This is a genomic window from Aureimonas sp. ME7, from assembly GCF_903970965.1.
Taxonomy (GTDB): Bacteria; Pseudomonadota; Alphaproteobacteria; order Rhizobiales; family Rhizobiaceae; genus Aureimonas.
Genome location: NZ_CAJCKW010000016.1, coordinates 13,127 through 27,010, shown reverse-complemented (window position 1 = coordinate 27,010; position 13,884 = coordinate 13,127). Strand labels below are relative to the sequence as shown.

Sequence of the window (13,884 nt, the reverse complement as noted above, 5' to 3'; positions counted from 1 at the left end):
GTCGACCTTGGAACGAAATCCCACCTGAGCGAATCAGTCTAGGAATATGTTCACTATCTGTTCTAGTGCGGCGCTGGGTCAATCGTGCTGGCGCTATGTTGTGGAGGAGTGTGGAAAAGCGCTCACCATCGTAATCACAAATGCTGTCTCGTCCGATGCCGGACAGCGGGCGTCGCCTATGTAACGGCGACCCTGCGGCTATGCCGCCCGTGTCAGGTTTCGCATGAACCAAGCTCTTGCCCAGACAGCGCCGGTCGATCCCAACACCGCCGCTGATGCCATCGCCGCCAACGCGCCCGAGACCGTCGAACAAGCGGTACGGGTCGACCCCGCCTTCGTCCTATCCAAGATCGAGACCTGGGTGGTCGGCTTCCAACAGCTCCTGCCCAACATCGTGGTGGCGATCGTCGTGTTCGCGCTCGCGTTTGCCATCGGCTGGGCTATCGAACGCTCGTTCCGCGCCTGGGCCGACAAGCACGAGCGCGCCAACCTTGGGGCGGTGCTCGGCTCCTTCCTAAAATGGATCGTGCTCCTGTTCGGCGCGCTCCTGTCGCTCACCATCGTCATCCCTTCGCTCAATCCCGGCGACCTCCTGGCTGGACTCGGCATCGGATCGGTGGCGATCGGCTTCGCCTTCAAGGACATCCTCCAGAACTGGCTGGCGGGCCTCCTGATCCTGATTCAGCGTCCCTTCGACGTCGGCGACCAGATCATTGTCGACGGCTTCGAGGGCACGGTGGAATGGATCGAGACGCGTGCCACGATTATCGCCCTCTTCGACGGACGGCGGGTCATCATTCCCAATGCCAGCGTTTACTCCAGCTCGGTCACGGTCAACACCGCGCGGCCCCTGCGCCGTTCGCAATACGATGTCGGCATCGGCTACGGTGACGACGTGGAGGCTGCCCGCGCCTCGATCCTTCAAGCCGTATCCCAAGTGGAGGCGGTGGTCGACGATCCGGCACCGGAGGTCATCGTGTTCGACCTTGCTGCCTCGAGCGTGAACCTTCGCGTCCGCTGGTGGACGCCGTCCAAGGGTTACAACCTCGTTCGGGTACAGGGCGAGGTCCTACAAGGAATCAAGCAAGCGCTCGACGCAAAGGGCATCGACATTCCCTACGCCACGCAGGTCATGCTGTTTCACGACCAGACCGAGGACGCCGACGGTAGGAGGGACAAGCAGCGAGAGGGATGGCCGAGCCGGCCAAACGGTCGTCAGCCCCGGTCCGTCCGCGAGTTGTCTGAGGAACGTCCGGGCGATGCGCGAAGCTCGTCGTGACGCCATGCCGTTCGCTATGACGGAAAGCTAAACACGACGGATAGGAAGCCCGCCATGCCCGCCAAGACCCTTTACATCGTCCAGCAGTTCGAGAAGAGCGGCAAGCGGCTCGTTGCCGGTCGGCAGATGGACTTCAAGACGGCCCAGGAAGCCGCCGGTCGCGCCGAGCGCGATGCACCACGTATCGCGGGTGTCGTCGCGATCCAGCAGACGGTCGACACCGACACCGGCGAAGTACTGGAAGAGCCGATCGTGCTGGCGCGCTTTGGCGAGCTTCCGGCAGAATTCAGTGAGGGGTAGCAGGCAGCTTTCGACACGTTTCGGCCCGGAACTGAAGCACCAGGGTCCCATCCGACTCCTGCCGGGCGACGCCGATGGACGCTTCGCTCGCATCGAGCGCGCTCGCCCCGAATACCGGAATTGTCAGGGATGGCGGCGTGTACAGGAAGGACCTCGGCGTCCGTCGCATCGCTCCCTGTCCATTTCCCCGCATCACGTAGTGTGCCTAGCATGGATGGCCAGCCGATAGGTGGCATGGACTGCCGGCCTTCGTAGTCAGGCGTAGGGTCGTGTCCGGGAACACGAACTCGACGTATGCCGCGTCGTCACTCCAGAAGATTACGCGATGTGATGAGCGCGAGCCGAAGTAGGGTCCGGCGATAGGGTTGCCGGTCAGCTCGTGGTGCAGGCCCGGCCCGTCAACCCGGTACTCGAACCAACGATGCGGCGTCCCGGTAAAGAAGGCACGCGCCGACCAACCAGTGATCGAGGCGGAGAAGCGCCCATCGCGTGAAGCACGCGTCTCGCCCGAGCCGACTGGCATCGTATTGAGGCAACGATAGCTCGCCGCGGCGATGATAAGTACCGCAAGGAGACAAAGGACCGCGATCCGCCGGCCTGTCACGAGGTGAATGATCGATGCCTCCGTCCGTTGAGCGACACGAAGGTTCCAACTTATTTGCGTCCGACAACGCAGATCAGAGGATCACCCGCACTGCCGTCGCACAATACCGACGCTTCCACACCGTCAAAACCCGCACGCTCTAGGTAGAGGCGCACTAGCGCGGCATGCCCGCTCGCATCGAGCGCGCGCCAGACGGCGATCGCCTTGGTTGGAAAACAGCGGTTCGAGAAGCTCACTGCAACGACGCCGCCCGGGCGGAGCACACGTCTTACCTCGCCGAATACGCCGACGGGCTCCTGGAGGTACTGCACCCCGACGCAGCACAGAACGGCATCGAAGCTCTCATCGGCGAGGGGTAGGGTGACGTCGTCGTTCAGATTCTGGACGAACCACCGATCGAGCCGAGGGTTGGCGGCAAGTTCCTTCTCATTCATGCCATGACCGACGACCTCGCTGAGTGTCAGATCATACGGCAAGTGACTGACCCAACTCGACATCAGATCGAGAACAGCGCCGTCTCTCGGTAGGAGGCTCGCGTAGAACTGCATCAGGGCTGCCGACGCACTCTCATCGATATGTGTCACCAAACGCGCAGGTTCGTAGAACAACGCGTCGTCGGAGGGGTCGACTTTCATAAAGGCATCGTCGGGCAGTTCGGGAAGGTCGCGGCTCATGACAGATCAACGTCGCGCCCACCGCTTCGTTGCCATCGGAAAACGCGCCGGAAAGCGGCAAGGGCGTGGCAACGCTGACTTGATGCGTTTGTGCGACGTTCGAGAAAACATTGTCGATCGAACAGCTTAGGCCGGTCAATCTAGACGTAGACAAACAGTTTTACAAACCAAAATCGATTGTTAGCCTTCGGTCTGCAACGAGCGGAACACTCAAAGCCGACGTACTGCCGAGTATGTCGAATACATCTTCCGGCATTGTCGTCTACGAATGGAACGTCCTCTCACCTGACTTCATCTCCGCATTTGCGGTTTCGCCCAGGTCGGGGGCGTTACCCTAAAGGAGTTTCCTATGGCCTACTTTCCCAGTCCCAGTGACACCTTCAATCTCGCCAATCCAACCACGCCGCAGCAGATCTTCGAGAATGCAAATTCGGTCTCGCCGACCGAGACCTACGCCGCGTCGTCCTACGGTTCCAGCGATACGATCGACACCAGCGGTGTCGCATCCACCAGCAGCGTCGGCTACGGACAGCTCGATCCAGCTGAGTTCGGCCCCGCTTATGGCCAGCAGGATCCGAACGAGTTCGGACCGGGCTACGGACAGCTCGATCCCAATGAGTTCGCATCGTCTTCCAGCGCGGATTCAGGCGGCTTCGACTGGGCTTGATCGGACCGTAAACCACGGCGTGATGGACAGGCAGCTTCCGACTGCCGCCCTTACCCATTCAGCGAACGACCTAGACGCAGGTGAACATCCATGGCTAGCCAGAACACGACGAAGCAGGCCGACGTGACGTGGGGCAATGAACGCACCAACGCCAACGATTTCGACATGCACGATGCGACCACGCAGGACGCCAACAACCTGGAGCTCGCGCTCCTGCACCTCCAAGGTTCGGACTACGCGACCGACATTGTCGACGCGGCAGTAGGTGGCGACGTGTTCTTCGACCACTCTGACCTCTATGCCGACCAAGCGCTGCCGGACGGGTCGGGCGTCGTCTGGAACCCGGATGTCGGTCTTCAACTCTCCGACGGCGACGTCATCAGTCCCGCCGCCGCACTGGGGTCAGAGTTCGCGCACCAGGTGCTGCCCGGTGGTTTGGATCAGAATGCCACGCCGGACGCCTACTGGAGCAACTCGGCCGAGGCCGTCGCCCATCAGGCCGCGAATGATTTTGGAGCCGATTTGGGCGAGCCTTACCGGGACGGCTACGCGGACGGCATGCCGATCGTCGTCGAAGGGGTTACATACTCGACGAATAGCGAGGTGTCGGGCACTTACTAGCCCGTACGGAGTCCTGATTGAATGCTGACGAGCGTCGTCTATTCCCTTCAACATGAACGGCAATGATTCGGTTTGGAGCGCGCATGTGCCGAACCGGGTCGTTTCGTTGATGGAAGCGGTCGAGCACGTGGACCGGTTCGGTACGAAACGGGAAGACAGTCGGAGACACGTATGACAACCAACACGCGCTGGATGCTTTGGGGGACCTTCATGACCGCTTGCCTCCTCGTCATCTGGTACCTGTAAGGGCAACGCCGTGACCGACACTCGTTATCGCCTCGGCGGCCTAGTGTGCCTCGCCATCGCCGCTGGTGCGTTCTGGCTCGGGATCTGGTCGCCGCTTCAAGACGCGCAGATCGGCGTCGAGACGGTCCTTTGGGTGCCGCGCATTTCGGTCCTCGTCGCGCTCTGCGCCGTGTTCGGAGTCTTCTTTCTCGCAACGGGTGGACGCTACCCTTACCGCGATGTGGAACGCCAGACCCTGACGCCCGTCGGATGGGCACTGTTTGCGGTGGTCGCCGTCGCAGCCTTCGCTGGCTTCTTCGCGACGGACGTGATGTTGCGCTCGCTTGGCTACTCATGACGGGACGTCACCGCCCGAGCTTCATCCCTCGACGTTCGAACAGCGTCTTGAACAGCGGATAGCAGGTGGCAGCCAGAACCGCCCCGCAAATCGACCATCCAATCGCACCGCCGACGATTTCCTCGATGATGAAGCCCGTCGCCACGCATCCGACGAGAGCGAGCGCGAATTTCCAGATCATGTCCTTGGTCAACAGTGACCGGATCGGCGGTGTGGGGTTCATGCGACCTTCTCCAGCGACACCTTGCGCATGTACGTCACCTCGGGCTGGCGGTCGAACAGCGACAGGCCGACCGAGCCCGCCGCCTCCTACAGCGCATGCTCGCTGCACTCGTCTGCGATGACGACCCAATCCGGCTTTGCCCGGCCCCGCCGGATGTCGGCGCCTATCAAGCCCTCGCCGACCCCATCCCATTTGCCGACGTAGTCCTCGATATCCGCGGCAAGGGATGGAGACGCAACGATCGCGAAGCGAGGGGCAAGGGTTGCGCGTTTCATCCTGCGTAAAGCTCCACGTAGCGGCGATGCACCCAGCCGGACATGCATGGCCCACGGTAAGCCTGGCGGCGCTCGATCGGCTCCATCACACCGCAGCCGGATCGCCCGGCCGCCCCGCCGCCCAGAACGATCCCGATCCAGGATCCACGCTCGTCGCACATGTAGAGATACCGCTCGTGCGGCCCCAGACGGATCACTTCGCGGTGTTTGCCGCCAGGGCCGGCGCGCATCGACAAGAAGTTGTCGCCCTTCGGGTCGAGATTGACGACGCGCCCGACCCCGCCGCAGGCATCCCATTCGGCTTCGCCGCCCACCATGACCGGCACGCTTTGCGCAGACGCGACGCCGGCCGAAGCCGTCCAAAGACAACTGGCCGCAAGAAGGATACGAATCATTGCCACTCTCGAACCGTCACACGCTGGAAGGGTGCACGGCGGTTGGGCGGGGTCAATATCGCCGCACTGCCACTAGCATCGCCTTTTGCTTCGCAAGATCTCGGCGTGGTCCGATGGTCTCGGTGCGGCGAACGACATTCAGGCCGACACCATAGGAACCAACGACATTACCGGGCGTCATCTTTGAAGAGAAGGAGACAACGATGTCGAACACGATCAACCAGCCAGGGCAGGACCTGCCTGAACCCATTCTGCCCGGCCAAGGCGACAACGACGCAATCGGCCGGCCTGACGGCGGTCCGGGCATTGGCAACGATCTGCCTACCAAACCGGTCGAACCGAACCCCGCAGGCGAGCCAGATCCGACGCGGCCGGGTCCGTCGGTGCCGGGCATTCCCGGCAGCGTCTGATCGGGATGAGGACGGGGCCGCCTCGAATGCGCGGCCTCATTCCGTATGATCGCGGGGCCATGCGCGAATGAACCTCTCACTAGAATGGGCTCCCGACCCTTATATCCTCGTCCTTACCGGTGCGGGTCTACTGATCGCGCTTGTCGCTTGGCTCCCGCTCGCATTGAAGCGGCTGCCGCTGTCGCTGCCGATCGTATGCATCGGCTTGGGCGCGGCTATCTTCGCCCTGCCGGCTGTCACGCTTCGCCCGCTGCCCATGCATCATCCTGAGATTGCCGAGCGCTTCTCGGAGTTCGTGGTAATCATCGCGCTGATGGGCGCCGGTCTGAAGATTGACCGCGTCTTCGGCTTCCGGCCCTGGTCCGTCAGTTGGAGGCTGATTGCGATCACCATGCCGCTGGGCATTGTGGCAATCACCTTAATTGCGGGGTTGTGGATCGGCCTATCCTGGACGGTCGCTTTGCTTTTAGGAGCCTCGCTGGCACCTACCGATCCGGTTCTCGCAGCCGATGTGCAAGTTGGGCCGCCCAAGACGGGGGAGGAAGATGAGGTGCGCTTCGGCCTGACCTCCGAAGCTGGGCTCAACGACGGCTTCGCCTTTCCCTTCGTGCATCTCGCGATCGTTCTATGGGCGGCCTCTCGCACGGGCGAGCCATGGTTGCGCGAATGGCTGACGTACAACGTCGTCTGGGAGATCGCAGCCGGCACGGCGGCAGGCTATGGCATCGGCCGCCTGTTCGGCTGGCTGACATTCCATGTGCCAGCTAAGACCAAGCTCGCCAAGACCGGCGACGGGTTGATCGCTCTGTCTGCGACCTTCGTGTCCTACGGCTTCAGCGAGATCATCCACTGCTACGGGTTCCTGGCCGTGTTCGTCACCGCCCTGACGTTCCGCCATGCCAACCGGGACCACGATTTCCAGGTCCACATGCACGAGCTGACCGAGCAGATCGAGCGCATTGCCATGATGGTTCTGCTGCTCCTATTCGGTGGGGCGATCGTGAGCGGGCTACTGGCGCCGCTCGGTTGGCGCGACGTGGTAGCAGTGCTGGCGATTCTGCTGGTCATCCGACCCGTGACCGGCCTTCTCGGATTGCTGGGTCACCGTGCCGACTGGAGCGAGCGTTTGACGCTGGCCTTCTTCGGCATTCGGGGTGTCGGCTCTGTCTACTATCTCGCCTACGGCCTGAACCACATGGACGGTGTGCCGGACACGGAGCGGCTGTGGGCGATCGTCGGGCTGGTGATCCTTGTCTCGATCCTCATGCACGGGCTAACCGTCACGCCCATCATGCGACAGCTCGACCGCATACAAGGTCGCGATCCCGACGCGGATGACGCGACGCCGCCACCCGGTCTCCAAGGGCCGGCTCAGCACCGGTAGAAGAGACATGCTTTAGCCGGATGTTCAGACCCGTCGGTGAGGTATGCCGCCGATGTATCCAAGACCGCGTTTTCAACCGCGCGAAACACTCGTCGACGACTTCCTAATATTAGCATAATTTGCGCTTTTGACCGGCTTGTGGCTCCGCGACCAGTCCGGTTGGCACGACGAGGGTCACCGGCCAAACGAACTCGACGTGATGAACGACGATTGAAATGTAGTCTCAGCTTCACAGCGATATAGCTGGACGCCATCAATACCCCACTCGGATCCCGTTTCCTTGAACCCTTTCGTTTATTTTTACATGCTATCGTTTCGCACGAACGACGATTGAGGATCTGTGATGGCTTGGGTAGCCGTTTGCCTTGATCGAAGTTCATTCCACCGGACTCTTTGCGCCTCCGGTAGCAGGGGAACGACGTTAAGCTGATCGCCCGGATCGCGTCCGCCACCGGACGGCTTTGCGCCAGCAACACGTCCACCCGCCGCAAATTTGCGACAATCTCTTCCTGCTTGTGCTTGTTCTGCATCATTCTCAACACCCCCAGCGGCTCGAACGCCTATGTCAGGGACGACCACCTTTCAGGGGGGGTAGACCACTCGCAGACCTCGACTTTTTCGGGCGTAGGTTGCCGTTCTGTTTGGCCCGTTGGGGTACCAGCAGGAGCTAGCCGGGAAGTTGGTCGCGTAGAGGTCGACGGCTCGAGCGATCTGCCCACCACCTCGGCGATAGTAAAAAGCGGGGCTGTCAGACGTTTTTGGCGGTGCTGCGGCTTCGCTTGAAGGTCGACATGAGTGGCACCACGACATTGCCGACGATCGGAATCAAGGCAAAGCCGACGACGAGCCCTAGAAGGCCGGATCCGACAGCCGTCACGATCCACTCGACAGCCCCGGCCACCGCGGGAGCGGCCTCGCCGGCACCGACGGCGAGATCGTGGATCCAATGCTCCGGCCCTTCGTAGCCGTAAGCCGCCAAGCTATGAACGATGATCCCGCCGCCGACCCACACCATGGCGGCCGTTCCCACCATCGCCAGCGTCTTGAGAAACACCGGCATGCCGCGCACGAGGCCCCGGCCAAAAGCCGCCAAAGGGCCAGTGCCGCGCTGGGCCAGCGCAAGCCCTGCGTCATCCGCCTTCACGATCAGAGCCACGGCGCCGTAGACGGCGGCCGTGATGCCGATCGCGACAAGCGCCATGATGATCGCCTGCAGCCAGATCGACGCGGCGTCCAGGCTGGCGAGCGTGATCGCCATGATCTCGGCGGACAGGATGAAATCGGTACGGATGGCGCTGGCAACGCGCTCGTTCTCGAACGTCGCGGCATCCGTGGGTACAGGTTCGGCGCCTGCGTCGTGGCCGTGCGCTTCGTGCGGCACGATCATTTCGAACACCTTCTCGGCGCCTTCGTAGGCCAGGTAAAGACCGCCCACGAGTAGGAGCGGCGTGATCGCCCAGGGCGCGAAGGCCTGCAGCAGAAGGGCGATCGGCAACAGGATAACGATCTTGTTGAAGATCGATCCACGCGCGATGCGCCAGACGATGGGCAGTTCGCGATCGGGGGTGAACCCGACGACGTAGCGGGGCGTCACGGCGGCATCGTCGATCACGACGCCGGCCGCCTTGGTACCCGCCTTGGCCGTCAGCGCGGCGACGTCGTCCAGCGAAGCGGCGGCGACTTTCGTCAGAGCGACGACATCGTCGAGAAGGGCGAGAAGGCCGACGCTCACGTGCGATCGCTCCGGTTATCGTGGTCAGCGGGATGTGGAGTGGGGACGCGGACGAGGAAGTCGCGATTGGCCGGTGGTCTTTACTTGAATCCCAAAGTTCTCATCCACCACGACTTCTTTCGGGCTTGGGCGGCCGTTCCGCTTGGCGCGTTCAGATATCCCGTACAAGGTGAGTCCGAGAACCGGTCGCAGTGCAGCTGGCGCCAATATAGCTAGGACGAACCTCCGTCGGGGCGCATCCGTGTGGCAAGGCGATCTCTATAATTCGCAGTCCGTAGGCCCAGGGAATACGGCTGCCCTATTCAGGTATCTGTCCTGGTACGATGCCGCCGGAAGGAGTCGTATTCGCCCCTGTAGGCACCACGCGCTCGGGGCTTGCCGATTGGCATCCTGCAAACGTCAGAGATGAGAGAATCAAGGCAGTGATCGTGAGGGTTCTCAACGGACGTCTCCCAATATGACCCACGGCGAGAGAGGCTCGCGAACAGGCGTTTCCCAACTCGCGGTTTCGTCATCGATCTACGGTCGATGACGGCGCGTGGTTCCCTAGCAAGTTGCTGATACGTTTTGGATGTGCCTTTCGCGGACCGAGTGATCTGCGGCCGTCTAAGTCTTAGAGCGCCTAACAAAATCGCGTTTAGCACGCTGAGGGGGATGGGAAGACCTCTCGTTTGCGAGATTTGTGGGCGTCGATTGCGCCCCTGTTGCCACCGCTGCTGTTTCGACCGAAAGGCAAGCGCCCACGTCGCGAAGACCGGGCCGCGCTGGGCCGGATCGTGTTCGTTCTGCGGTCGGGCATTCCTTAAGAGATGTTGCCCGCTGAGATCGGTTGCTCAGGCATGACGTGCTTGCGGCGCTTGCCTAGCTGACGGGCGGCCGCGGGTCTGGGGTCGGCTGCACCGCTTGGCTTCTGGAGCGGTTGGCTGATGCTGAACGCCTCGATTGGAGCCGCTGCTTCCTGGACAGTGCGAGCGTTGCGGCCAAACGAAGGGATCACAGACCCGTCCGAACCCGACGGATCGTGGCAAACCGGGCTCGAAGCGACATCTTGTGGTCGACCGGGAGGGCACGCCGCTCGGCGTGACGCTGTCGGGCGCCGACCTGCACGACAGCATGATACTGGCGCTGACCCTGAACGCCGTTCCTAGTGTGTGGCGCGGGGGCGGTCGACCTCGGCGTCGCGCCGCCAAACTTCATGCCGACAAAGGTTACGACTACGAGCGCTGCCACCGGGAATGCCGCACTCGCTCGGTCACGCCCCGCATCGCTCACCGTGGCAGCGAAAGTGGCCAGAAACTTGGGCGCCACCGCTGGGTGGTGGAGCGGGCCTTCGCCTGGCTCGCCCGCTTCCGCCGCCTTGCCGTCCGCTATGAGCGCAAAGCGGCCTATTCCACCTGAAGCGTTCGCTGGGTTGGCGACCGGCACGCTCAAGCCTCGTTGTCACATCTTCCCCGATCACCGTGGTGCCGATTGTGCCGGTTGTATCCCGAGCGGAACACCCAGCGCATCGACTTGCCCCTGCCAATGCAGGGGCAGGTCGGGTCCCAGTGTCAGGGCCTTGGCGTTCAGCGTTGCGGGCTGGGTGCCGGTAAGGATGGCGTCCACAATGCGGGGGGCGAGGAATGCGAGATCGAGAACGTGCGAGACGTAGCGGTCGGTGACGCCCTCGCGCGCGGCAAGCGCCCCGATCGAGGCGATGCGTCCGCTAGCGAGATCACCCCACCAGACGTGCGCCCGGGCCAACGCCTTGATTAGCGATCGGTCGGGCTCGGGCGATCGGGCTGTCGAGCTATTGGCCAGAACCAGCTTGGTCTCGACACCGCGCCGGGTCAACGTGACGGACAGGTGCAGCGTCAGTTCGCCATCGCGCCCTTTGTTGCGCCCCTCGTCCCCTTGGCTCCTGGGATGGGCAACGGTCGCATTGCCCACCGTATCCGGCTCGGTTGGTGCCAAGAGCTGGCGCGCCGGTACCAACGTGATCCAGATCGCGTGGCGCTCGATCACGGTCTGTCGCAACACGGCAAGGACAGCCGCACGCTTTTGCGAGGGTGTGCCCCGCTCCAGATCGCTCGCTAGGTTCGCACAACGGGCCACGAGCGTCTCGATCGTCCCGATTCGAGCGCCCTCCCCTTCCCCTGCACCCGCTTCCGCACCCGTTCCCGCTTGCTCGCCGATCCAGTCGGCCAGCCGCTACTGGACGAATGCCTGTCAGGCTTGCCCGCTGAAGGCGGACTGCACGACCGGCAAGGAGCGGCGCGTCACGCGCTGGGAACACGAAGACGTCCTGGAGACCGTGCAGCGTCGGCTCGATGCGGATCCTCAGGCCATGCGGGTGCGGCGCGAGACGGTCGAGCATCCGTTCGGCACGTTGAAGGCGCGAATGGGCGCCACCCATTTCCTAACTCGGACGCTGCCGCGCGTGTCGACTGAGATGGCGCTCCAGGTCCTGGCCTACAATCTGACCCGTGTCATCAACATCATGGGAAGCAAGAGGCTGCTCGCTGCGATGAGGGCCTGACCAGGCGGCCACGGCGCCCTGGTTCATTCGATCGCGCGAGCCGACCGCATCCTGTCCCGCGATGAGCACAACACGCAGCCACAAAGCGCTGCCTCTCGATGTCCAGTCATCCGGTCGGTCCCAAAACGTCAAACATCATCCGGGCTCGACGTTTCGACACAGCCAGGACCCTTTTGAGACATTCGGCGGATACGCTGAAAACTCTGGAAGCGGTCGTTCGTTGATAGTTGTCGGACGGTTGGGCGGATGTATGCACCCAAGCGCAATCGCCATTCTACGAGGAAAGGGTTCGTTAGCTCTAAATCGCATACGTGGGATCGAAGTTCTGCCTTACCCGTTTCTAAGCATCGATCCCAGTAACTCGCTTCCTACGTGTGCCGATGCTTTCTTTCTTCCCGTCCGATACCGCCAACGTACTCGCGGCGGTTGGGCAGTCTTTGGCCATCATCGAGTTCGATCCAAGCGGTACGATCTTGTCGGCGAACGCGAACTTTTGCCGGACGCTCGGCTACGCGGCCGATGAAATCGTGGGACGGCATCATCGCATGTTCGTCGATGCCGTGGACGGCCGGTCCAGCGAGTACCACGCATTCTGGGACCGGCTCGCAGCCGGTGAATCCATCTCCGGCGAGTTCCGCCGCTTCGGCAAGGGCGGACGCGAGGTCTGGATCCAGGCGAGCTACAACGCTGTCCGGAACCGCAACGGTACGGTCTACAAGGTGGTGAAGTTCGCCGCCGACGTTACCGCAGCCAAGTTCGAGGCGATCGGGATCGCTGGCAAACTCGCTGCTGTGTCGCGCGCCCAAGCCATAATCGAGTTCACGCCGAATGGAGAGATCCTCGCGGCGAACTCGAACTTCCTTGACGCAATGGGGTATGGAAGCGAGGAGATCGTCGGACGGCGCCACCGTATGTTCGTCTGCCCGGAAGAAGGCCGTTCTGGAGCCTACGAGACGTTCTGGGAGCGGCTTCGCGCCGGGGAGTTCATTGCCGACGAGTTCAAGCGAATTGGTAAGAATGGGCGTGAGGTCTGGATTCAGGCGTCATACAATCCGATCTTCAACCTGAACGGTGAGGTCGTCAGAATCGTGAAGTTCGCGACCGATGTGACAGCGCGCGTCGTCGCCGTCCAGAAACTCGGATCGAGCCTTGCTAAGCTCGCGGAAGGCGATTTGGAACAAAGGCTCCCAACGCCGTTCGCAGCAGCTTTGGAGCCGCTGCGCACCAGCTTCAACGCATCGGTGGAAACGCTGCGGCACGCGCTGCGGACCGTGCGCGCGAACGCGGACGGGATCGAGGCAGGCAGCGCACAAATCCGCATGGCGGCGGACGATCTGGCACATCGAACCGAGCAGCAGGCCGCCGCCCTCGAGGAAACCTCGGCCGCCCTATCGGAGATCACGGCCGGGGTCGGCGAGGCCAGCCGCCGAGCCGGTGAAGCCGGCACGCTCGTGGAGCGGACGAAGGCGGAGGCCGAACATTCCAGTTCGATCGTCGCCAAGGCTATTGAGGCGATGCACGGGATCGAGCAGTCCTCAAGCCGGATCGGTAAGATCATCGCGATGATCGACGAGATCGCCTTCCAGACAAACCTCCTCGCCCTGAATGCCGGCATCGAAGCGGCGCGCGCCGGGGACGCGGGGCGCGGCTTCGCTGTCGTCGCGCAGGAGGTGCGCGGTCTCGCGCAGCGCTCGGCGGACGCCGCGAAGGAGATCAGAGACCTCATCACCCTTTCAAACGCCCAGATCGGGACCGGCGTCGCCCTTGTCGGTAAGACAGGAGCGGAGTTGCATACCATCGTTGAGCGGATTGCGGAGGTGAACCGCCATGTCCTGGCGATCGTCGCAACGGCGAAAGGACAGGCGAGCAGCTTGGCAGAGGTGAACGTCGCGATCGGCGCGCTCGATCAGACGACCCAACGCAACGCCGCCATGGTCGAGGAATCGACGGCCGCCAGCAACGAGCTCGCTGGCGAAGCTGCCGTCCTGAACAAGCTGTTGGAGCGCTTCCGGACGGGCGACGCTGCGACCAGCAGAACTGTTCGGAACAACGATGACAACGTCGTCAGGGCGTTCCCACAACGTCGACGCTGACGACTTGCGGCGTACAAAAACGGCATATCATGGCCGTGTTATCAGGCTACATCGCGTCCTGGCAAGGCATTCACAAGCGGGCATTATAGACTCAAAACCCATTGATTTGGGAGGCAGCGCCTGATC

The 13,884-nt window shown here is 62.4% G+C and carries 13 protein-coding genes and 3 pseudogenes; 10 read left to right on the top strand and 6 right to left on the bottom strand.

The window, feature by feature from the left end; all coding sequences use genetic code 11:
* Positions 1 to 223 precede the first annotated feature (223 nt).
* Positions 224 to 1,279: a mechanosensitive ion channel family protein gene (locus H7A85_RS18835; RefSeq protein WP_182422068.1), complete on the top strand. Its 1,056-nt coding sequence runs from the start codon at positions 224 to 226 to the stop codon at positions 1,277 to 1,279.
* A gap of 54 nt (positions 1,280 to 1,333) precedes the next feature.
* Positions 1,334 to 1,579: a hypothetical protein gene (locus tag H7A85_RS18830; RefSeq protein ID WP_182422067.1), complete on the top strand. Its 246-nt coding sequence runs from the start codon at positions 1,334 to 1,336 to the stop codon at positions 1,577 to 1,579.
* A gap of 654 nt (positions 1,580 to 2,233) precedes the next feature.
* Here H7A85_RS18830 and H7A85_RS18825 read toward each other — a convergent pair.
* On the bottom strand, positions 2,234 to 2,857 hold the full coding sequence (locus tag H7A85_RS18825) for a methyltransferase domain-containing protein (protein ID WP_182422066.1): 624 nt from the start codon (positions 2,855 to 2,857) through the stop codon (positions 2,234 to 2,236).
* Positions 2,858 to 3,206: 349 nt separating this feature from the next.
* Here H7A85_RS18825 and H7A85_RS18820 point away from each other — a divergent pair, with 349 nt between their 5' ends.
* From H7A85_RS18820 to H7A85_RS18810, 3 genes are all read left to right on the top strand, one after another.
* The gene (locus H7A85_RS18820) at positions 3,207 to 3,524 is read left to right on the top strand and encodes a hypothetical protein (protein WP_182422065.1); all 318 of its coding nucleotides are present in this window, start codon (positions 3,207 to 3,209) and stop codon (positions 3,522 to 3,524) included.
* A 90-nt stretch (positions 3,525 to 3,614) separates the two neighbouring features.
* Positions 3,615 to 4,145: a hypothetical protein gene (locus H7A85_RS18815; protein WP_182422064.1), complete on the top strand. Its 531-nt coding sequence runs from the start codon at positions 3,615 to 3,617 to the stop codon at positions 4,143 to 4,145.
* 256 nt (positions 4,146 to 4,401) lie between these two features.
* Positions 4,402 to 4,728 (top strand): hypothetical protein, encoded by a 327-nt coding sequence (locus H7A85_RS18810; RefSeq protein WP_182422063.1) that lies wholly within the window; start codon positions 4,402 to 4,404, stop codon positions 4,726 to 4,728.
* 7 nt (positions 4,729 to 4,735) lie between these two features.
* On the opposite strand, the gene H7A85_RS18805 is transcribed toward H7A85_RS18810, so the two are convergent.
* Together H7A85_RS18805 and H7A85_RS18800 are read right to left on the bottom strand one after the other, a co-directional pair.
* Positions 4,736 to 4,951 carry a hypothetical protein gene (locus H7A85_RS18805; protein ID WP_182422062.1) on the bottom strand — a complete coding sequence of 72 codons (216 nt, stop codon included), beginning with the start codon at positions 4,949 to 4,951 and terminating at the stop codon, positions 4,736 to 4,738.
* Positions 4,952 to 5,222: 271 nt separating this feature from the next.
* The gene (locus H7A85_RS18800) at positions 5,223 to 5,621 is read right to left on the bottom strand and encodes an integron (RefSeq protein ID WP_182422061.1); all 399 of its coding nucleotides are present in this window, start codon (positions 5,619 to 5,621) and stop codon (positions 5,223 to 5,225) included.
* 203 nt (positions 5,622 to 5,824) lie between these two features.
* On the opposite strand from H7A85_RS18800, the gene H7A85_RS18795 reads away from it, so the two are divergent.
* Positions 5,825 to 6,031: a hypothetical protein gene (locus H7A85_RS18795; RefSeq protein ID WP_182422060.1), complete on the top strand. Its 207-nt coding sequence runs from the start codon at positions 5,825 to 5,827 to the stop codon at positions 6,029 to 6,031.
* A 67-nt stretch (positions 6,032 to 6,098) separates the two neighbouring features.
* Positions 6,099 to 7,415, top strand: a complete 1,317-nt coding sequence (locus H7A85_RS18790; protein ID WP_182422059.1) for a sodium:proton antiporter — start codon at positions 6,099 to 6,101, stop codon at positions 7,413 to 7,415.
* Between the two features lie 353 nt (positions 7,416 to 7,768).
* On the opposite strand, the pseudogene H7A85_RS20900 reads toward H7A85_RS18790, so the two are convergent.
* A pseudogene (locus H7A85_RS20900) lies at positions 7,769 to 7,948 on the bottom strand (IS3 family transposase); the annotation flags it as partial.
* Positions 7,949 to 8,163: 215 nt separating this feature from the next.
* On the bottom strand, positions 8,164 to 9,147 hold the full coding sequence (locus tag H7A85_RS18785) for a DUF808 domain-containing protein (protein ID WP_182422058.1): 984 nt from the start codon (positions 9,145 to 9,147) through the stop codon (positions 8,164 to 8,166).
* A 654-nt stretch (positions 9,148 to 9,801) separates the two neighbouring features.
* Here H7A85_RS18785 and H7A85_RS18780 point away from each other — a divergent pair.
* Positions 9,802 to 10,542 (top strand): annotated as a pseudogene (locus H7A85_RS18780) (transposase); the annotation flags it as partial.
* 60 nt (positions 10,543 to 10,602) lie between these two features.
* Here the strand turns inward: H7A85_RS18780 and H7A85_RS18775 are convergent.
* Entirely contained in the window at positions 10,603 to 11,166 is a 564-nt protein-coding gene (locus H7A85_RS18775) for a hypothetical protein (RefSeq protein WP_182422057.1), read from the bottom strand.
* 169 nt (positions 11,167 to 11,335) lie between these two features.
* On the opposite strand from H7A85_RS18775, the pseudogene H7A85_RS18770 reads away from it, so the two are divergent.
* Both H7A85_RS18770 and H7A85_RS18765 read left to right on the top strand, forming a co-directional pair.
* Positions 11,336 to 11,665, top strand: a pseudogene (locus tag H7A85_RS18770) (transposase); the annotation flags it as partial.
* 437 nt (positions 11,666 to 12,102) lie between these two features.
* Entirely contained in the window at positions 12,103 to 13,758 is a 1,656-nt protein-coding gene (locus H7A85_RS18765) for a PAS domain-containing methyl-accepting chemotaxis protein (protein WP_244631283.1), read from the top strand.
* The last annotated feature ends 126 nt before the right edge of the window (positions 13,759 to 13,884 follow it).

Bases quoted from the DNA above. Each gene is read 5' to 3' on its own strand.
- H7A85_RS18835 (WP_182422068.1), top strand. From the start codon at position 224: ATGAACCAAGCTCTTGCCCAGACAGCGCCGGTCGATCCCAACACCGCC.
- H7A85_RS18830 (WP_182422067.1), top strand. From the start codon at position 1,334: ATGCCCGCCAAGACCCTTTACATCGTCCAGCAGTTCGAGAAGAGCGGC.
- H7A85_RS18825 (WP_182422066.1), bottom strand. From the start codon at position 2,857: ATGAGCCGCGACCTTCCCGAACTGCCCGACGATGCCTTTATGAAAGTC.
- H7A85_RS18820 (WP_182422065.1), top strand. From the start codon at position 3,207: ATGGCCTACTTTCCCAGTCCCAGTGACACCTTCAATCTCGCCAATCCA.
- H7A85_RS18815 (WP_182422064.1), top strand. From the start codon at position 3,615: ATGGCTAGCCAGAACACGACGAAGCAGGCCGACGTGACGTGGGGCAAT.
- H7A85_RS18805 (WP_182422062.1), bottom strand. From the start codon at position 4,951: ATGAACCCCACACCGCCGATCCGGTCACTGTTGACCAAGGACATGATC.
- H7A85_RS18800 (WP_182422061.1), bottom strand. From the start codon at position 5,621: ATGATTCGTATCCTTCTTGCGGCCAGTTGTCTTTGGACGGCTTCGGCC.
- H7A85_RS18795 (WP_182422060.1), top strand. From the start codon at position 5,825: ATGTCGAACACGATCAACCAGCCAGGGCAGGACCTGCCTGAACCCATT.
- H7A85_RS18790 (WP_182422059.1), top strand. From the start codon at position 6,099: ATGAACCTCTCACTAGAATGGGCTCCCGACCCTTATATCCTCGTCCTT.